The 19,460-nt window shown below is 65.3% G+C and carries 16 protein-coding genes; 11 read left to right on the top strand and 5 right to left on the bottom strand.

Going from position 1 to position 19,460, the window contains the following annotated elements; translation table 11 throughout:
• Nucleotides 1–70 precede the first annotated feature (70 nt).
• From ACREB4_RS16130 to ACREB4_RS16115, 4 genes are all read left to right on the top strand, one after another.
• Complete coding sequence (locus ACREB4_RS16130; RefSeq protein ID WP_431589254.1) at nucleotides 71–820, top strand: UPF0149 family protein; 750 nt, start codon at nucleotides 71–73, stop codon at nucleotides 818–820.
• 77 nt (nucleotides 821–897) lie between these two features.
• Nucleotides 898–2,145 carry an MFS transporter gene (locus ACREB4_RS16125; protein WP_431589253.1) on the top strand — a complete coding sequence of 416 codons (1,248 nt, stop codon included), beginning with the start codon at nucleotides 898–900 and terminating at the stop codon, nucleotides 2,143–2,145.
• Nucleotides 2,146–2,156: 11 nt separating this feature from the next.
• Nucleotides 2,157–2,966, top strand: a complete 810-nt coding sequence (locus ACREB4_RS16120; RefSeq protein WP_431589252.1) for a metallophosphoesterase — start codon at nucleotides 2,157–2,159, stop codon at nucleotides 2,964–2,966.
• A gap of 32 nt (nucleotides 2,967–2,998) precedes the next feature.
• A complete protein-coding gene (locus ACREB4_RS16115) occupies nucleotides 2,999–4,492 on the top strand; it encodes a M48 family metalloprotease (protein ID WP_431589251.1) in 1,494 nt (497 codons plus the stop codon).
• Nucleotides 4,493–4,495: 3 nt separating this feature from the next.
• Here ACREB4_RS16115 and ACREB4_RS16110 read toward each other — a convergent pair whose 3' ends face one another.
• Nucleotides 4,496–5,431 (bottom strand): DMT family transporter, encoded by a 936-nt coding sequence (locus ACREB4_RS16110; RefSeq protein WP_431589250.1) that lies wholly within the window; start codon nucleotides 5,429–5,431, stop codon nucleotides 4,496–4,498.
• A 68-nt stretch (nucleotides 5,432–5,499) separates the two neighbouring features.
• On the opposite strand from ACREB4_RS16110, the gene ACREB4_RS16105 reads away from it, so the two are divergent.
• Nucleotides 5,500–6,456, top strand: a complete 957-nt coding sequence (locus ACREB4_RS16105; RefSeq protein ID WP_431589249.1) for a LysR family transcriptional regulator — start codon at nucleotides 5,500–5,502, stop codon at nucleotides 6,454–6,456.
• Between the two features lie 33 nt (nucleotides 6,457–6,489).
• Here the strand turns inward: ACREB4_RS16105 and ACREB4_RS16100 are convergent, their stop codons facing one another.
• Together ACREB4_RS16100 and ACREB4_RS16095 are read right to left on the bottom strand one after the other, a co-directional pair.
• The gene (locus ACREB4_RS16100; protein WP_431589248.1) at nucleotides 6,490–6,729 is read right to left on the bottom strand and encodes a hypothetical protein; all 240 of its coding nucleotides are present in this window, start codon (nucleotides 6,727–6,729) and stop codon (nucleotides 6,490–6,492) included.
• The gene (locus ACREB4_RS16095; protein WP_431589247.1) at nucleotides 6,726–7,172 is read right to left on the bottom strand and encodes an acyl-CoA thioesterase; all 447 of its coding nucleotides are present in this window, start codon (nucleotides 7,170–7,172) and stop codon (nucleotides 6,726–6,728) included. Before ACREB4_RS16095 ends, ACREB4_RS16100 begins: the two co-directional genes overlap by 4 nt.
• Nucleotides 7,173–7,273: 101 nt before the next feature.
• Here ACREB4_RS16095 and ACREB4_RS16090 point away from each other — a divergent pair, with 101 nt between their 5' ends.
• Nucleotides 7,274–8,830 (top strand): methyl-accepting chemotaxis protein, encoded by a 1,557-nt coding sequence (locus tag ACREB4_RS16090; protein WP_431589246.1) that lies wholly within the window; start codon nucleotides 7,274–7,276, stop codon nucleotides 8,828–8,830.
• A 25-nt stretch (nucleotides 8,831–8,855) separates the two neighbouring features.
• Nucleotides 8,856–9,446 carry a chalcone isomerase family protein gene (locus tag ACREB4_RS16085; protein WP_431589245.1) on the top strand — a complete coding sequence of 197 codons (591 nt, stop codon included), beginning with the start codon at nucleotides 8,856–8,858 and terminating at the stop codon, nucleotides 9,444–9,446.
• 73 nt (nucleotides 9,447–9,519) lie between these two features.
• Here the strand turns inward: ACREB4_RS16085 and ACREB4_RS16080 are convergent, their stop codons facing one another.
• A complete protein-coding gene (locus ACREB4_RS16080) occupies nucleotides 9,520–9,687 on the bottom strand; it encodes a hypothetical protein (protein ID WP_431589244.1) in 168 nt (55 codons plus the stop codon).
• Nucleotides 9,688–9,754: 67 nt separating this feature from the next.
• Here ACREB4_RS16080 and ACREB4_RS16075 point away from each other — a divergent pair, with 67 nt between their 5' ends.
• The 4 genes from ACREB4_RS16075 to ACREB4_RS16060 all read left to right on the top strand — a co-directional run bounded on the left by ACREB4_RS16075 (nucleotide 9,755) and on the right by ACREB4_RS16060 (nucleotide 18,987).
• Nucleotides 9,755–10,459 carry an START domain-containing protein gene (locus tag ACREB4_RS16075; protein ID WP_431589243.1) on the top strand — a complete coding sequence of 235 codons (705 nt, stop codon included), beginning with the start codon at nucleotides 9,755–9,757 and terminating at the stop codon, nucleotides 10,457–10,459.
• A gap of 94 nt (nucleotides 10,460–10,553) precedes the next feature.
• Nucleotides 10,554–11,840, top strand: coding sequence for an HD-GYP domain-containing protein (locus ACREB4_RS16070; protein ID WP_431589242.1), 1,287 nt, complete (start codon nucleotides 10,554–10,556; stop codon nucleotides 11,838–11,840).
• Nucleotides 11,841–11,948: 108 nt separating this feature from the next.
• Complete coding sequence (gene uvrA, locus ACREB4_RS16065; RefSeq protein WP_431589241.1) at nucleotides 11,949–17,885, top strand: excinuclease ABC subunit UvrA; 5,937 nt, start codon at nucleotides 11,949–11,951, stop codon at nucleotides 17,883–17,885.
• Nucleotides 17,886–17,919: 34 nt separating this feature from the next.
• Nucleotides 17,920–18,987 (top strand): GGDEF domain-containing protein, encoded by a 1,068-nt coding sequence (locus ACREB4_RS16060; RefSeq protein WP_431589240.1) that lies wholly within the window; start codon nucleotides 17,920–17,922, stop codon nucleotides 18,985–18,987.
• 69 nt (nucleotides 18,988–19,056) lie between these two features.
• Here ACREB4_RS16060 and ACREB4_RS16055 read toward each other — a convergent pair whose 3' ends face one another.
• Nucleotides 19,057–19,422, bottom strand: a complete 366-nt coding sequence (locus tag ACREB4_RS16055; RefSeq protein ID WP_431589239.1) for a hypothetical protein — start codon at nucleotides 19,420–19,422, stop codon at nucleotides 19,057–19,059.
• Between the last annotated feature and the right edge of the window lie 38 nt (nucleotides 19,423–19,460).

Here is a 19,460-nt window from a genome sequence, read left to right as displayed (position 1 = left end):
CGCATAAAGCATTCCCGGCACAATCCCCCCTTTGGACACCTTCGTCCGCCCTGTTTTTCCCGCTGAACCCATGACCACGCCTTCCACCCAACCCACCAACCGCCCCAACACGGTCCCGCCGCTCAGCGACGCCGACATCAACGAGCTGGACGACCTGCTCGCCGGCGTGCCCGCCCCCTACGAGGCCGTGGACGCGGTGATGCTGGACGGCTACCTGTGCGGCATCTTGGTGCAGCCCGTGCTGCTGACGCCCGAACAGTGGCTGCCGCCCATCTTTGGTGAAAGCGGCAAGGTGCCCACCGCCATGGAAGGCTGGACCGAGGCGCAGAACACGCGGCTGCTGGCCCTGATCGAGCGTCGCCGCGAAGAAATCCTGCGCGGCATCCTCGAAGGCGGCTGGTTCGACCCCATCGTGCCGCAGCTGGAAGACGACGACGGCAAGCTGCTGACCGGCAAGGACGCCATGGAAGGCCTGGGCTATTGGGTGGCCGGCTTCGAATGGGCCCTGGCCAACTTCCCGCAGCTGGAAGACCTGGGCCAGCCCGGCGTGCCCGACCTGCTCGATTCGCTGTGGCGCCACCTGCCTGAGCAGGATGAAACCCAGGCCGAAATGACCAAGGCCCTGGACCAGGAACACCCCCTGCGCAACCTCGACGAAGGCATCCAGCAGCTGGTGTTCGACGTGGTCGACCTGGCCGAAGTGGGCGTGGCCGAGCGCATCAAGGTGACCACCGTGAAGCATGAGACGCCCAAGCTGGGCCGCAACGACCCCTGCCATTGCGGCAGCGGCAAGAAGTTCAAGCAGTGCCACGGCGCCTGAGCTGAGCGATCCCGGGCAAGAGGGTGCCTTGCACACCTCTTGCTTGTCCGGAAAGATCGGAAATTCAGGAGCACGCCGTGTCTGATTTCAAGGTCTTCCTCCGCTCCGGACATTGGCCCACGCTGCTGGCCGCTTTCCTGTACTTCGACTTCACCTTCGCCGTCTGGGTGCTGAACGGGGCCATGGCGCCCTTCATCAGCGAGACCTTCAACCTGGACGCCGCCCAGAAGGGGTTCATGGTGTCGGTGCCCATCGTGGCCGGCGCACTGATGCGCTTTCCGCTGGGCGTGCTCTCGCAGTACATCGGCCGCAAGAACGCGGCCATGGTCGAGATGAGCCTGATCGTCGTCGCCCTGCTGTACGGCTATCTTTTCGTCAACACGCACGGCGAGGTGCTGGCCATGGGGGTGCTGCTGGGCATCGCCGGGGGCAGTTTCGGCGTGGCGCTGTCGCTGGGCTCCGGCTGGTTTCCTCCGCAGTACAAGGGCCTGGCCATGGGCATCGCCGGGGCTGGCAACTCGGGCACGGTGCTGGCCGTGCTGTTCGCGCCGCCGCTGGCCGTGGCCTATGGCTGGACCACCGTCTACGGCCTGGCCGCGGGGACCATGCTGCTGCCGATGCTGGTCATGTGGTTCTGCGCCAAGGAGCCGCCCGATGTGGAAGAACACCAATCGCTGCGCGAACACGTCTCTTGCCTGTTCGAGAAAGACGGCTGGTCTTTCAGCCTGATCTACGTCATCACCTTCGGCGGCTTCATCGGCCTGGCCAGCTTCCTCCCCACTTATTTTCACGACCAGTTCAAGGTCACCAAGGTCGAAGCGGGGCAACTCACCATGCTGGCCACGCTGATGGGCTCGGTGGTGCGCGTGGTGGGCGGCCACGTGTCGGACCGCATCGGCGGCATCAACACCTTGAGCGGCGTGCTGGTGCTGGTGTGCGCCACCCTGGTCCTGTGCGGACTGGCGGGTTCCTCGGTGGTGGCGACGACCTTGCTCTTCATGCTCTGCTTCGCGGCGCTGGGGGCGGGCAATGGCGCGCTGTTCCAACTGGTGCCGTTGCGCTGGCCGCTCACCACCGCCGTCGCCGGGTCCATGATCGGAGAGATCGGGGCCTTGGGCGGTGGCTTCATCCCCAACGCCATGGGCCAGTCCAAGCAGCTGACCGGCAGCTACCTCTGGGGCTTCGTGGCCTTCGCAGTGCTGGCGGCCGCCATGCTGCTGATGCTGCGCCTGGTGCAGGTGCGCTGGACGCGAACCTGGGCCGAAAAAGGCGGCCGCGCCCGGGACGCCGCTGTTGCCACTGGCCGGAGAAAAGGCTTCGTATAGACTGCGGCGCGATGCGCATACAGCTGATGTCCGACCTCCACCTGGAGCGATACCCCGACTTCCAACCCAAGGCCGCGCCCAACGTGGACGTGCTGGTGCTGGCGGGCGACATTGGCTCCTACCAGAGCGGTTCGCGCCTGGCCCAGGACGACTTCGGCCTGGCGCGGTTTTCGCCCAAGCAAGGCGCGCCCTGGCGGCAAGTGCTCTTCGTGCCCGGCAACCACGAGTACGACGGCCTGGAGTTCAACGAGGCCGGCACACGCTTGCGCGCAGTCTGCGCCGACCTGGGCATCACCTGGCTGGACCGGGAGGCGATCATCCTGGACGGCGTGCGCTTCATCGGTACCACGCTGTGGAGCGATTTCGATGCCTTCGCCGTGGCAGAGCAAGACCTCACCAAGCAACTGAAGCTGCGGGACAAGGCCTTCCGAGCGGCCAACTTCTACCTGCGCAAAAACAGCACGCTTCAGCAAGGCGAGCCCGTGCTGGCCGAAGGCATCCGCGAGATGTCATTGGACTGCCAGACCTGGTTGCGCCAGGCCCTGGCCCAGCCCTTCGAGGGCAGCACCGTGGTGGTGACGCATTTCGCGCCCACCCTGGAAAGCGCCGACCCGCGCTATGGCCGCACGCCCGGCACCGCCGGCTTCTGCAACTCGCACGACGAGCTGCTGCCCCTGGCCCAGGTGTGGATGCACGGCCACCTGCACTGCCCACATGATTACCATCACCGGGGCTGCCGCGTGGTGGCCAACCCCCGCGGCTATGCCAGCAAAGGCGAGCAAGCCGCCTTCCACGACGACTTCGTCATCGACGTGGCCTGAGCCACCTCACCGTCAGAAAGTTTCGCCCCGCCATGACCATGTGCGCCAAGCTCATCCCCTGCCTGCTGACCGCGGCCTTGCTGGCCGGCTGCGCCACCGTCACCAACCCCGTCTCGGGCCTGACCGAACGAACGGTGATGGACGAGAAGGCCGAGATCGCCGAAGGCGAGAAGGGCCACCAGCAGGTCCTCAAGGAGTACGGCGTCTACGACGACCCCAAGGTGCAGGCCTACGTCAATGAGCTGGGCCAGCGCCTGGCCAGGCAATCGCACCGCAACACCATCGAATGGCATTTCACCGTGCTCGACAGCCCGGAGATCAACGCCTTCGCCCTGCCCGGCGGCTATGTATACGTGACGCGCGGCATCATGGCCTACATGGAAAGCGAGGCCGACCTGGCCGGCGTGATCGGCCACGAGATCGGCCACGTCACCGCCCGCCATGGCGCGCAACGGGCCACCCGCCAGCAGACCGCCGGCTTCGGCGTGCTGGCCGCCACCCTGCTGGGCGCCGTGCTCGAAAGCCAGGGGGTGAGCGGCGCGGGCCAGTTGAGCAGCCAGGTGTCGCAGAACCTGGCGGCGGGCTACATCGCCTCGTATGGGCGCGACCAGGAATTGCAGGCCGACCAGCTGGGCGCGGAGTACCTGGCCCGCAGCCACTACGACCCGCAGAACATGGTCAACGTGATCACCGTGCTGAAGAACCAGGAGCGCTTCGCCGATGACCAGGCCAAAGCCGAAGGCCGCCAACCCGGTGCGCGCACCAACTGGCTGTCATCGCACCCCAGCAACGACAAGCGCCTGGCCGACATCACGCAGATCGCGGCCAACTACCCCGCCAGCGCCCACAGCGACGATGGCCGAACCCGCTACCTGGACACCATCAAGGGCATGACCTTTGGCGAAGGCCGCGAGCAAGGCCTGACCCGTGGCCGAAACTTTTACCACGAGCCCCTGGGCATCGCGGTGACCGCCCCCGAGGGCTGGAAAATCCAGAACACCTCGCAGTCCATTGCCTTGCTCAATGGCGCGGGCGATGCCGGCCTGGTCATCAAAACGATCCCTGCCAACGCAGGCAACACGCACGAAGAAATCATCCGAAACGTCATCCAGCCCGAGCAAGGCCGCGTCGAGCCGCGCACCGTGAGCGGCCTGCCCGCCACCCACTTCATGGGCGCGCGCCGCAACCAGCAAGGGCAGGCCCAGCGCATCGAAGCCACGGTGGTGACGGGGCCCGCCAACCGGCACTACCTGCTGGGCTACGCTTCCAAGGACGCGGCCGCCTTGCAGCGCGCCGCCGATCAGATGCGCGAAGCCGAGGCCTCGTTCCGGGCCCTGACGCCCGCCGACCGCAACGCCGCACGCCCCTGGGTGATCAAGCTCCTGCCTTATCCCAAGGGCGGCTTTCCGCAACTGGCCAAGCCTTCTCCCTGGGGTCAGCAGGCCGAACAGCAACTGCGCTTGATCAATGGGGTGTATGCCGGGGGTGAGCCCAAGCCGGGGCAACTGGTCAAGGTCATCGAGTAAGGCTCACGCCTTGCAAAACTGCTGACCACCACCGGCCACGTTCACCGCCGCAGGCGCCAAGGCAGGCTGCTTCTTCCACAAAGCCGACACCAGCACCCCGCCCACCACCAGGGCCGCCCCGACCCATTGCGCCGCGCCCACATGCTGGCCTCGCAGCACCCCGATCAGGGTGGCGAACAAGGGCACGAAGTTCATGAAGATGGCCGCTTGCGTCGGGCCGACGACCTTCACGCCATCGTTCCACCACAGGTAGGCCAGCACGGAGCCGAAGACGCCCATGAAGCCGATGGCCGCCAGCATGGGCCACGAAGGCCACTGCACCAGATCGGTCGTGGCCACCGAGGCCAAGCCCACCATCAGCACCGCGCCGCCCGTCACCGTGCTGGCCGCCACCTGCACCGACGACAGCCCCTTCACGAAGCGTTGCGGCAAGGCGGTGTAAATGGCCCAGCACAGCGCGCCCAGCAAGACCAGCGCATCGCCCGAGGCCACGTGCAGCGAGGCCAGCGTGGCCCACGAACCATGGCTGACCACGACGACCACCCCGATCAACCCCAGCACCAGGCCCACCACCTGTGCAGCGCTGGGCAGGCGCCGGTTGATGAAGGCCGCCAACACCGCGGTGAGCGCCGGGTTCACGCCCACGATCAGCGCGCCGTTCACCGCCGAGGTGGCCTGCAGCCCATAGAACAAACCCATGTTGAAGCCGAACACACCGACCACCGCCATGACGGTCAGCACCAAAGCGTTGCGCCGCAGGCCATCGAGCGACCAGCCCTCACGCCAGGCCACCAGCGGCAGAAAAATCAGCGCGGCCAGGCCGAAGCGCCAAGCTGCCGCCGCCAGGGGCGACATGTGCGCCACGGCGTACTGGCCCACGTGGAACATGCCCGCCCACATCAGGGCGGTCAAAACAAGGCGCAGATAAACGAGGTTCATGGTGGGCTCGGCACGGTCACAAGGTCAGCCGACTATCATCCCTGGCCCGCCTCCACGCAAGCCAGTCCATGCAAAAGCGTTTTCCACAATCGCAAAGCCTCGGCCCACCCGACGATGCCGCCGCCGGTTTCGACTGGAACGACCTGAAGTACTTCCTGGCCGTGGCCCGTCATGGCGGCCTGTCGCGGGCGGCCTTGCAGCTGAGCACCAGCGCTTCCACGGTGTCGCGCCACATCGGCGCGCTGGAAAAACGCCTGAACATGCGCCTGTTCGTGCGCCTGTCCACCGGTTACCTGCTGACCGACGCCGGCAGCGAGTTGTTCGACCGCGTGGCCGAGGTCGAGCGCAGCACCCAGGCCGTCGAACGCCGCAGCAGCGTGGCCGCCGAGGCCGACAAGGTCACGGGCCTGGTGCGCCTGGCCGCGTCCGACAGCATGGGCGTGCACCTCCTGACCGCGCGCCTGCCCTTGCTGCAGCAGCGCCACCCTGCCCTGCGTGTCGAACTGGTGCTGGGCCACGCCCAGGCCGACCTGACGCGCCGCGAAGCCGACCTGGCCCTGCGCATGCTGGACCCCGCCATGTCCGGCGCGCAAGCCGACCACGTCATGCACCGGGTGGCCAGCGTGCCCTTCAGCCTGTACGCCGCGCCGAGCCTGCTGCAAGGCAGGGACACCGACACGGTGGACTGGACGCAACTGCCCCACATCGGCTGGGACAGCACCTGGCGCCACCTGCCCGTGGCCCAGTGGGTGGCGCAAGCCTTCGCGGACCATGGCCAAGCCGTTTTCACCAGCAACAGCGTCAACGCACAGATGGTGGCGGTGGCGGCGGGCATGGGGGCGGGCGTCCTGCCCGACTACCTGGCCCGCACCAACGCCAGCCTGGTCCGCTTGCCGGTGGACACCAGCGCACTGGCCCGCGACCTCTGGCTGATCTACCACCGCGACTTGCGCAGCAGCCGCCGCGTGCAGGCCTTGCGCGCTTTCATCGACGAGGTGCTGCCCCAGGCCTTGGCACCGGCTTGAGCCGGGCACGGGTCCAAGAAAGGCCGCCCCAGGTCAAGGCGATGGCGGCAAAGCGGTGATGATGCTGCGGCGCTGTCGGTCGAACACCAGCAGCAATTGCCGGCCCTTGTAGGCCAGCCGCCAGTGGCCCACATGCCGACTCTGGCGGGCCACCAGCGTGGCATGGCCGTGCGCGATGAGCTTGGCCATCTCGAAGATCTCGGCGCTGGTGGCCTGCAACTCGTACCGTTCCAGCAGGCGCAGGCGGGTGTGCGAGCGCTCGGCGTGGCTCATGCCGCGGCCACCGCAGCGGCTGAATACACCGTCGAGAATTCCAAAGGCATGCGCTTGACGCGCCCTTGCGCGATGTCCACGCACACATAGTGCGTGCGCGCCCTGAACACCGTTTTGCCATCGCTTGCGCGCACATACTGGAAAGCACGGTACAGCGACAATTTATCGACCAACGTGATCCATGTGCCGAGCAACAACTCATCACCCAACAAGGTGGGGGCCAGGTAGTTCAACTCGTGCTGCCGCACCACCAGGCCATGTCCGCACGCCTCGTACTGAACCGGCGACAAACCCAGCTTTTCGGAATGATCCCAGGCCACGTTTTCCAGCCATTGCAGGTAGTTGACGTTGTTCGTGTGCCGCATCAAATCGATGTGCTTTTCTTCGACCGTGACGCGAAGGATGTGCGGGCGGGGATGGTCCCAGGACTCTGTCGTGTTCATGCCCCTATTTTGCAGGGCGGCGGTTACTTTTGGACTCAAGTGCCTGCGCCACATGCCGAAATGCAAAGGATCGGGCCTTGTGCGGGCCTGCTTGGGACCATATGAACATCAGAGACATCCGCATCGGACAACGATTGACCATGGGCTTCGGCCTGGTGATTGCCCTTTTGATCATGCTGGCCGCCCTGGCCTTGATCCGGATTTCCGGACTCAGCAGCGAGATCGCCAGCCTCGTCGGCGAGAACTATCCGCGCACCGTGATCGCCAACAAGATGAAGAGCGATCTGAATGAAATCTCGCGCAGCATGCTGAGCACGCTGGTCATGAGCGACGACGGCCAGATCAAGGCCGAACTGGCCAACATCGACAAGGTGATGAAGCTCACCGACGAGAACATCGCGCGGCTGCAAAAAAGCATCAAGGATGAAGAAGGCGTCAAGCTGCTGGCCAGCATCGTGGCCCTGCGCGAAAAATCCATCAAGGCCCAGACCGCCTTCGTCGGCATGGTGAACGACAACCAGAAAGACGACGCGATGGTGAAGTACCTGTTCTCGGTGCGCCCGGTGCAGACCAAGTACTTCGCCGCGCTCGACAAGCTGATCGAGCAACAGAACAAGGAGATGGAATCGGCCGGCGCCAGTTCCACGCAACTGGCCAAGCAGACGGGCCTCTTCATCCTGGTGCTGGCCTCGGCCGCCAGCGTGGCCAGCATCCTGGTGGGCCTGTTCACCACACGCAGCATCACCATCCCCCTGAACCGCGCCGTGGCCGTGGCCAAGCGCGTGGCCCAGGGCGACCTGACCAGCACCATCGTCACCAAGAGCAAGGACGAGACCGGAGAGTTGATGCAGGCGCTCCAGCACATGAACACCAGCCTGCAACGCATCGTGGGCGAAGTGCGGCTGGGCACCGAATCCATCGCCTCGGCCTCGACCCAGATCGCCTCGGGCAACCTGGACCTGTCCAACCGCACGGAGCAACAGGCGGCCTCGCTGCAACAGACATCGGGCTCAATGGCCGAACTGACGCAGATCGTCAAACAAAACGCAGACAACGCGCGCCAGGCCAATCAGCTGGCGGCCTCGGCCTCGGACGTCGCGGCCGAAGGCGGTCAGGTCGTGTCCAAGGTGGTGGCCACCATGGGTTCGATCGACGCTTCTTCGCGCAAGATCGTGGACATCATCGGCGTGATCGATGGCATCGCCTTCCAGACCAACATCTTGGCGCTGAACGCCGCCGTGGAAGCGGCCCGTGCTGGCGAGCAAGGCCGCGGCTTCGCCGTGGTGGCGGGCGAGGTGCGCAGCCTGGCCCAACGCTCGGCCACGGCCGCCAAGGAAATCAAGGGGCTGATCGGCGAGTCGGTCGAGCAAGTGGCTTTGGGCAGCAAGCTGGTGAGCCAGGCGGGCACCACCATGGACGGCGTGGTCGCCAGCGTCAAACGCGTGACCGACATCATGGGCGAAATCACCGCCGCCAGCCAATCGCAAAGCCATGGCATCGAGTCGGTCAACCAATCCATCCACCAGATGGATGGCGTGACCCAGCAGAATGCGGCCTTGGTTGAACAAGCCGCGGCCGCCGCGGAATCCATGCAGAACCAGGCCAGTCAATTGGCCAAGGTGGTCAGCGTCTTCAAGCTTGAAAACGCGGCTGCTTGATCAACTTCAAACCGGAAGAGACCCCATGAAACGATTCACTTCATCGATCCTTACCGCCGCCATCCTGGCATTGGCCACGCAAGCGCCCGTGCAAGCCATGGACGTGGCCGGCGTGCAGTTGGAAGACAACGCCAAGGTGGCGGGCAAAGACCTGGTGCTCAGCAACGCTGGCGTTCGCATCAAGGTGCTGTTCAAGGTCTATGTGCTGGGCATCTACCTGAACGAGAAGAAAACCACCGTGGCCGACATCCTGGGCGCCCCGGGGCCCAAGCGCTTCAAGCTGGTGATGATGCGCGACGTGAGCGGCGAGGAGTTCGGCTCCAGCTTCATGGGCGCGATCAACAAGAACCTGGAAAAAGACGAGAAGACCAAGTTCGTCAACCAGTTGCTGAAGTTCGGCGAGATGTTCGAAACGATCGGCGCCTTGAAGAAGGGCGACGTCATCCTGTCCGACTGGGTGCCCGGCACCGGCACCGTGCTGACCCTGAACGGCAAGCCCATCGTCGAGCCCTTGCCCGATCCCCTGTTCTACAACGCCCTGCTGAAGATCTGGCTGGGCGACAAGCCGGTGGACACCTCGCTCAAGCCCGTGCTGCTGGGCGAGAAGAAGGGCTGAGCCCTTTTTTCACCGCACCATGAAATCGGGCGCCCCGCAGGCGCCCGTTTTTCTTGCTCGACCCGAAAAGGCTTTAACCGCCACTTTTCGAACGCTTGCCAGGGTTCTTCTTGCTGCGGGTGGCGGTGCCACGTTCCAGGCTGCGCTTCTGGCCCTTGCCGGTCGTGGGGGTCACGCCAGGGATGGCGGGGGGACGGGGAGTGGCCTTGCGGTCTGCTTCGGTGACGATCTTGTTGCCCATGGATGGCTCCGGTGATGGATGATTAACCCTCTATTAGGCCACAAAGCGCGCGACCCATAATCACGCCATGTGGAACCCACGCCCCCTGTCCGCCACCTTGTTGGCCGTTTTGCTGACTTTTGCACTGCTTCCGTCCCAGGCCTTGGCCCAGGAAGACTGGAAATTGCACAAGGACACCGAAGGCATCCAGCTCTACACCCGCGAGGTGCCCGGCCAGGTGCTGAAGAATTTCCGGGGCGTGATGCAGATCGACGCCCCCTTGCGCCAGGTGGCCGCCATGCTGGCCGACGTGCCGGCCATGCCCGAGTGGTTCTTCATGCTGAAAGAATCCCGCTTCATCAAGGGTGAGCACGTCGATGACTCCTACGTGTACCTGGCCATGAAAGGCATCTGGCCCGTCAGTCCGCGCGACGTCATCGTGCACGTCAAGGTCCGGCAGGACCCGGTCACCCTCACCATCCACGCCGACGTCGAAAGCGAAGAAGGCATCCTGCCCCGCCAGGAAGGCTTCGTGCGCCTGCCCAGCATGCGCGCCAAGTGGCGCCTGACGCCGGTCAACCCGCAGCACACCGAGGTCGAGATCTCGGGCAGCGCCGACCCGGGCGGCATGATTCCTCTCGCGATCGCCAATTTCGCGGTCACCGTTTTGCCCGAGCAGACGCTGAAGAAAATGCGCGTGCACCTCGCCAGGCCCGAATACAAGGACTTGAAGATCATCTACGCCAAGAACCCCAAGCTGCGCGAGCTGGCCGAACGGATGACCTTCCCTTGACACAACGCCTGATACATCCGGTAACCATTGAGGCCTCAATCCGGGCGTGACTTCTGCCGAATCACAGACGAAGACCATCGTCAGGAGATCCGTCATGAACACCCCCGCTCGCGTCGCCAGTTTTTCGACCGCGAACCCCCATGCCCTGGCCACCATCCTGGAAGCCAGCGAGACCAAGCACATCATTGCCTCTCACGACATCTTCGACATGACGGGGATCAAGTTGTGGGCGCGCAACCAGCCGGTGTCGCAAGAACTGCAACGCAAACTGCTGGACCGCCAGCTGCGCCAGCCCCTGGAAAGCTGCCTGATGGTGGAGGACGGCGTGACGCCGCACTCGCTGGTGCAGTCGCTCAAGACGCTGCTGACACAAGACACGCCCCTGACCACGCTGCTGCTGCGCCATTCCGAAAAACTGGTGCGCGAAGCCGCCCACATTCCACTGCATTCGGTGGCCCAACTGCTGCTCACGGCCGCGCAGGCCTCTCGCCCCGCCACCTACGAGCACGCCGTGCAGGCCATGGCCCTGAACGGCGCATTGATGCTGGAGCACGGCGGCAGCGTCCACGACCTGCGCTTGGCCATGCTGTGCGGCCTGCTGCACGACCTCGGCGAGATGTACATCGCCCCGCAATTCAACGAGGCCGACGCCGACCGCGCGCTCGACTTCCAAAGCTACCTGCAACTGGTGGTGCACCCGCACATCGGCTACCTGCTGATCACCCAGCTGACCAACTACCCGCCCATCGTGGCGCGCGCCGTGGCCGAGCACCATGAGCACCTGGATGGCTCCGGCTACCCCCATGCGCTGCAACGCGGCCAGATCTCGCCACAAGGCATGCTGCTGGCCGTGACCGAGGCCGCGCTGAACGTGCTGCGCGGCGAGCAGCCTCACCTGGCCCGCGCCAGCGTCGCCCTGCGCGTGGTGCCTGGCGAATTCGACTTGCAGTGGGTGGGCTTGATCTCGAAGGCCGTGCGCACGCAGGAAGCCCTGTCCACCGCCTCGAGCGACGAGCAGATCCGCCTGAACCTGGCCAAGCTCGACCAGGCCATGCTCACCGCCCAGGACCATGCCAGCGCCTTGCTGACCATCGCCGAATCCCCGGCCCTGAAAGACGCCCTGGGCCTGGCCCAGCACCTGCTCAACCGACTGCGCCTGGGCTGGAACGCCAGCGGCCTGTGGAGCAAGGAAGCCGTGGACCACCACGACGCGGGCGAACTGGAAGCGATCGAGAACGAACTGCAATTCCGGCTGCGCGCGATCCAGCGGGCCATCATGCTGCGCGCCGGCAATCTGCAGCCCAACGACATGCACCGCCTGCGCCTGCTGTGCGAAAACCTGAGCGACGAACAACCCATCCAGCGCCTGGCACAGGCCTGAACGCGAGGCCTCGGCGGGGCCTGTCGGTGAAATCACAAGGTCATTGACGATTCCCTAGAATGCTTGCGCCACTGCTTCGGCAGCCCTCCTCTGCGCAAGGTCTTCTCCATGTCGTCAACGATCCGCATCCGCGGTGCCCGCCAGCACAACCTCAAGAACCTCGACCTGGACATCCGCACGGGTGAGCTGACCGTGGTCACGGGCCCCAGTGGCTCGGGCAAATCCTCGCTGGTGTTCGACACGCTGTACGCCGAAGGCCAGCGCCGCTACGTCGAGACCTTCAGCGCGTATGCGCGCCAGTTCCTGGACCGCATGGACCGCCCCGCCGTGGACCGCGTGGACGGCGTGCCACCCGCGATCGCCATCGACCAGAGCAACCCGGTGCGCACCTCGCGCTCCACCGTGGGCACGATGACGGAGCTGAACGACCACCTGAAGCTCTTGTTCGCCCGGGCGGCGCAATTGTTCGACCAGGACACCGGGCAACTCGTGTCGGAAGACTCGCCGCAGTCGGTGTACACGACCTTGCTGGCGCGTTGTGCCCAAACGCCCGGTGGCCGCCGTGTGGTCGTCACCTTTGGGGCCGAACTGCCCGCCAACACCAGCACCGAGCAGATGCAGGAATGGCTGTCCAGCAGCGGCTTCACGCGCATCCAGGCGCAGCGGGTGGTCAAGACCGCTCCCACCGCACCCGCCGTTGATGACATCGGCAAGAAGCCTGCCAAGAAAACCAAGACCGCCAAGGCCGCTGCGTTGGAAGCCCAGGCCGGCGAACGCCTGGTGCTGGACGTGGTGGCCGACCGCTTCCGCATCGGCGCCGATCCTGGCGGCCTTGACCTCGACCTGCCACGCGTCATGGAAGCGCTGGAAGTGGCCTTCAAGCGCGGTGGCGGCCACATCACCGTCTACGCACTGCCCGAGGCGCCCTCGGAAGGCGAGGACGGTGGAGAACCCGAACTGTGGCGTTTCTCCAGCGGCCTGCACTGCCCCGAGAGCAACCGCCGCTATAGCGCGCCCACGCCGGGCATGTTTTCCTTCAATTCTGCCTCCGGCGCCTGCCCGGCCTGCCGGGGCTTCGGCCGCGTCATTGGCGTCGACTGGGGCCTGGTCATCCCCGACAAGCACAAGACGCTGCGGTCAGGCGCCATCAAGACCATCCAGACGCCCGCCTGGCAAGAGATCCAGGACGACCTGCTGAAGTACGCGGGCACCGCTGGCATCCCGCGCGACACGCCCTGGATGCAGCTCAGCGCCGAACACCAGCACTGGGTGCTGCATGGCGATGCGGCGTGGACGGGCAACTGGAAGAAGCAGTGGTACGGCATCACGCGCTTCTTCGACTACCTGGAAAGCAAGGCCTACAAGATGCACATCCGCGTGCTCTTGTCGAAGTACCGCAGCTACACCACCTGCCCCACCTGCGATGGCGCGCGCCTGCAGACCGAATCGATGCTGTGGCGCCTGGGCAGCATCCAAGATGCCGATGCCGTGCTGGCCCCGGCCAAGCGCTTCATGCCCGCAGCCGTGGCCTTGCCACGCGAGAAACTCGAAACCCTGCCCGGCCTGAACGTGCAGGACGTGATGCTGCTGCCCATCCAGCAACTGCAGCGCTTCTTCAACTTCGTGACCCTGCCATCGCGCGGCCACGACGAAGCCCTGCAACTGCTGCTCGACGAAGTGCGCAACCGCTTGAAGTACCTGGTCGATGTCGGCCTGGGGTATCTCACACTCGACCGGCAAAGCCGCACGCTGTCGGGCGGCGAAGTGCAGCGCATCAACCTGACCACCGCGCTGGGCACCTCGCTGGTCAACACCCTGTTCGTGCTGGACGAGCCCAGCATCGGCCTGCACCCGCGCGACATGAACCGCATCAACGAGGCCATGCAGCGCCTGGTCGATGCGGGCAACACCCTGGTGGTGGTCGAGCACGATCCCGCCGTGATGCTGGCTGCCGACCGCGTCATCGACATGGGCCCCGGGCCGGGCCACCAGGGCGGCCAGATCGTCTTCGATGGCACGCCGGATGAATTGAAGGATGCCGACACCCTGACCGGCGCCTACCTGGGCAACCGCAAAAGCATCCACATCGGCCTGCGCCGCCCCGTGCAGGCCAGCACGCCCAAACTGATCCTGCAGGGCGCGCGCGAGCACAACCTCAAGAACCTGACCGTTGAATTCCCGCTGCAAAGGCTGGTGGGCGTGACGGGTGTGTCGGGCTCGGGCAAGTCCACCTTGATCCAGGACATCCTGCACCCGGCCCTGCTGCGCCACTTCGGCCAGGCCACCGAAAGCCCGGGCGAGCACGATGAACTGCTGGGCGCCGATTGGCTGAGCAGCGTCAGCTTCGTCGACCAGTCGCCCATCGGCAAGACGGCACGCTCGAACCCCGCCAGCTATGTGGGCGCCTTCGACGCGGTGCGCACCATCTTCGCGGTCACCGAACTGGCGCGCGAACGCAAGTACACCGCCGGCACCTTCAGCTTCAACGCGGGCACGGGCCGCTGCCCCACCTGCGGCGGCTCGGGCTTCGAACACGTCGAGATGCAGTTCCTGAGCGACGTCTACCTGCGCTGCCCCGATTGCGACGGCACACGCTTCCGCGCCGAGGTGCGCGAAGTCACCATCGAACGCCTGAACCGCAAGCTCAGCATCTCTGATGTGCTGGAGTTGACCGTGGCCGAAGCCGCGCGCCTGTTCGCGCAGGATGTCGACGTGGTGCGCACGCTGCAACCGCTGGTGGATGTCGGCCTGGACTACGTCAAGCTGGGCCAGCCCGTGCCGACCTTGTCGGGCGGCGAAGCACAGCGCCTGAAGCTGGCCGGCCATTTGGTCGATGCTGCCAAGCACGCGTCCAGCAGTGGCCAGCGCACGGCGCGCAAGGGCACGCTCTTCATGTTCGACGAGCCGACCACTGGCCTGCACTTCGACGACATCGCCAAGCTGATGAAGGCCTTCGCCAAGCTGATCGATGCCGGCAACTCCATCATCCTGATCGAGCACAACCTGGACGTGATCCGCGCCTGCGACTGGCTGATCGAACTCGGCCCCGAGGGCGGCGACGCGGGCGGCCAACTGGTCGCCACTGGCGCCCCCGATGACCTGAAGCAGCACACCAGCTCTCACACGGCCCTGGCCTTGCGCGAATACGAAGACGCGATGGGCATGAGCGGTGCCGCCTTGATCGCGGCCGAGCGTCTGGCCGGCTACCACGTCGACGTGCCCTCGGACGAACGCCAGGACGGCGTCTCGCTGCAATCGCTGATCAAGGCACGCCGTGATCGCCGCCGCGAAGACCGGCGCGAACGCGCCTTGCACGCGCCCGGCGCCACCAGCATCGAGGTCGTCAACGCGCACGAGAACAACCTCAAGGGCCTGAGCGTGCACATTCCGCGCGGCCAGTTCAACGTGGTCACGGGTGTGTCGGGCTCGGGCAAATCCACCCTGGCGTTCGACATCCTCTTCAACGAAGGCCAACGCCGCTACCTTGAATCGCTGAACGCCTATGCACGCTCGCTGGTGCAGCCCGCCGGCCGCCCCGAGGTCGACGCCGTCTACGGCATCCCGCCCACCGTGGCCATCGAGCAGCGCCTGTCGCGCGGCGGCCGCAAGAGCACCGTCGGCACCACCACCGAGGTGCACCACTTTTTGCGCCTGCTGTACGTGAAGCTGGGCGTGCAGCACTGCACCAACCCCGCCTGCATCGACCACCACGGCCACCCCATCCCCGTGCTGCCGCAAACGCCCGAGGCCATCGCGGCGCAGTGGCTGCGCGACTACAAGGGCCAGCACATCGGCCTGTTGGCGCCGCTGGTGGTCAACCGCAAGGGCATCTACACCGAGCTGGCCAAGTGGGCCGCCGCGCGCGGCTTCACGCACCTGCGCGTCGATGGGGAATTCGTGGCCACCGCAGGCTGGGGCCGCACCGAAGCCTCTAAGCTCGACCGCTACCGCGAGCACACCATCGAACTGCCGGTGGGCGACATCGTGGTCAACGCCGCCAACGAGGCGCAGTTGCGCGAGCTGCTGGCCAAGGCCCTGGAACATGGCAAGGGCGTGGTCAACCTGTTGACGCCACTGGATGGCCTGTCCGAAGCCCTGACGAATGGCGATTCCACCCTGCACATTGGCCAGGTCAAGGTCTTCTCCACCGAACGCGCCTGTCCCTCGTGTGGCACCAGCTATCCCGAGTTGGATCCGCGCCTGTTCAGCTACAACAGCAAGCACGGCTGGTGCCCCGATTGCGTCGGCACCGGCCTGGAGCTGACCCGCGAACAACGCAAGGTGCTCGACGATTCCCCGCAAGACGACAACAAGGGCCGCGAGCAAACCTTCGCCGAGCCCGATGTCGAAGGCGTGGAAGAGGACGCCGCCTGCAGCACCTGCCACGGCGCGCGCCTCAACCCCGTGGCCCGCGCGGTGCTGCTGCGTGGTCAGGGCATCGCCGACGTCTCGGCCTTGTCCGTCAAGGACGCGCGCGGTTGGGGCGAACAGCTCAAGCTCAATGGCCGCGAAGCCACCATCGCCCGCGACATCGTCAGCGAGATCAAGTCGCGCCTCAGCTTCATGGAACAGGTCGGCCTGGGCTACCTGAGCCTGGACCGCGCCGCACCCACGCTGTCGGGCGGCGAAGCACAGCGCATCCGCCTGGCCGCGCAACTCGGCTCCAACCTGCAAGGGGTCTGCTACGTGCTCGACGAGCCCACCATCGGCCTGCACCCGCGCGACAACCAGCTGCTGCTCGACGCCCTGCACACGCTCGGCCAAGAGGGCAACACCCTCGTCGTCGTCGAGCACGACGAAGACACCATCCGCCGCGCCGACCACGTCATCGACATCGGCCCCGGCGCCGGTGTGCGCGGTGGCACCGTCGTCGCGCAAGGCACGGTGCAAAGCATCATGGACGCGCCCGATTCCATCACCGGCCGCTGCCTGCGTGAACCCATGCAGCACCCGCTCAACCCGCGCCGCCACCCCGACGCCGACACGCCCTTGCTCACCGTCAAGCGCGCGCGCCTGCACAACCTGCAAGACCTGACCGCCTCGGTGCCGCTCAAGCGCCTGGTCGCCATCACTGGCGTCAGCGGCTCGGGCAAGTCCACCTTCGCGCGCGACGTGCTGCTGGCCAATGTGCAGGCCGCCGTCGCCATCAATCCGCGCGACCGTGCCACCGTTGCACCGCTGTGGCACGGCTGCGCGGGCGTCGACGGCTGGGGCGCGGTCGACCGCGTGCTCGAAGTCGACCAGACACCCATCGGCAAGACCCCGCGCTCCTGCCCCGCCACCTACATCGGCTTCTGGGACACCATCCGCAAGCTCTTCGCCGACACGCTGGAAGCGCGCGCCCGCGGTTGGCCCGCCGCCCGCTTCAGCTTCAACACCGGCGATGGCCGCTGCCCCGAGTGCGAAGGCCAGGGCGTGCGCACCATCGAAATGGCCTTCCTGCCCGATGTGAAAGTGCATTGCGACGCCTGCAACGGCATGCGCTTCAACGCCGAAACATTGACCGCCACCTGGCGCGGCAAGCACATCGGCGACGTCTTGAAAATGGAGGTCGACGAGGCCGTCGAGTTCTTCGGCACCATGCCGTCGATCTCGCACCCGCTCAAGCTGCTGCAGGACGTGGGCCTGGGCTACCTGACCCTGGGCCAGCCCTCGCCCACCTTGTCCGGGGGCGAAGCGCAGCGCCTCAAGCTGGTGACCGAATTGACCAAGGTGCGCGACGACATCACGCGCCGCGGCCAGAAGGCGCCGCACACCCTGTACGTGCTGGACGAGCCCACTGTAGGCCTGCACCTGGCCGACGTCGCCAAGCTGATCCATGTGCTGCACCGCCTGGTCGACGCCGGCCACAGCGTCATCGTCATCGAGCACGACCTGGACGTGATCGCCGAAGCCGACTGGGTGCTGGACCTGGGGCCGGAAGGCGGCACCGGTGGCGGCCAGGTGGTCGCCGAAGGCCCGCCCGAAGCGCTGGTGAAGGCGCGCACCCACACGGGCGTCGCGCTGAAAAGCGTGTTGACCCGCCCCAAAGCCAGGCTGGCCTAAAGTTCAGGCAAAAAGGGGTCGATATCCGAGGACGATGTCGACCCTTTCTGCCACCACCCCCGTCAAGCCTGGATCCCGCGACACTTCGCGCTCTTTCTGGAAGCTGATGTACCAGGTCAGCCTTGTGGCCGGTGTCACTCACCTGCTGTTTGCTGGCGTGTTCTACTGGCTCGACGCCACCACCATGGCTTGGGTCAACCTGGGCAGCGTGACCTTGTTCACGGTCAGTTATGGCTGCCTGAAAATGCGGCGCAACATGCTGGCCGCCATCCTCATCGTGTCCGAAGTGCTGATTCACGCGGCACTGGCCGTGCGGTCCATCGGCTGGGACAGCGGCTTCCACTACTACCTGTTGGTGATGGTGCCGGTGGTGGTCATCAGCTCCATGCGCCGGCGTTCGTCCAAGTACCTCCTGTCGGGCCTCGTCTTCGTGCTTTACGTGGCCCTGGACCTCACCATGCACCAGTTGCGGCCCCTCCACGAACTCAGCGCCGAGGTGCTGTCCACCTTGCGGGCCTTCAATCTCGCGGCCACCTTCGCCCTGCTGTTCTACCTGTCCAACCTGTACATGAAGCTGGTCAGCAAAGCGGAAAAACAATTGCGCATCCTGGCCACCACCGACCCCCTCACGAAGTTGCTCAACCGCCGCAGCCTCTTGGAGGTGGCCGACTACGAATTGACGCAGCGCAAGCGGCACCTGGCACCGCTGGCTTTCGTGCTGGCCGACATCGACCACTTCAAGTCCATCAATGACCAACATGGCCATGCCGTGGGCGACGCGGTGCTCAAGTCCGTGAGCCAGGTGTTGAGCCAGGCCGTGCGCGAGCAAGACAGCGTGGCGCGCTGGGGCGGTGAGGAATTCTTGATCCTGATGCCCAATGCCACCCTGCAGGCAGCGACCATGGTGGCTGAGCGACTGCGCGAGAAAGTGTCCGAGGTCGAGGTGTTCGTGGACTCGAAGTGCATCAAGGTCAGCATGACCTTTGGTGTCAGCAGCCACCGACTGGAGGAGCCCGTGGACGCGCCAGTGAATCGGGCGGACAGCGCGCTGTACCAGGGCAAAGCGCGCGGGCGCAATCAGGTGGTGGCCGAGGTGGTTTGAGCCCTGATTAGATCGAACCCCATCACCTGTTCATCCCTCACCGCCAACACACTCAGAAGCCACTCAAGCTCATCGAGAATATTCATCCAGCAGAGCGCGAATATCGTCCTTTGACAAACCGCCACTGCCCAAGATTCCGCGCAACTCGTCTTTGGTCAATGGATAGTCTTTCAAAAGCTTGCCCAGCTGTTCTTGTCTGACCGGGAAAGCAGTCAAAGGATCCAACCAGAATTTATCTTTTGGCGGAGCGGCATCCAATGAAACGCCCTCCACATTCACATAAATTTTGTACCTCACGAATCCTTCCGGAAAAGCTTGGTCGAAGTACAGACTGGTTCCTGCAGGAAGCAGATATTGGTGATCGTTGGCCTCACCCCCAGCCAACATCAATGGTGCTTTTAACCTGTGCACCAATGGTGGATTTCTTTCTTCCATGATGGACTCCCACCTGAACCCGATTAACCAACTCAGGG

Origin of the sequence: Aquabacterium sp., from assembly GCF_050725395.1 — a bacterium.
GTDB lineage: Bacteria > Pseudomonadota > Gammaproteobacteria > Burkholderiales > Burkholderiaceae_C > Aquabacterium.
Note: the sequence above shows the minus strand (reverse complement) of the source record. Positions and strands in the feature narration are given on the sequence as shown.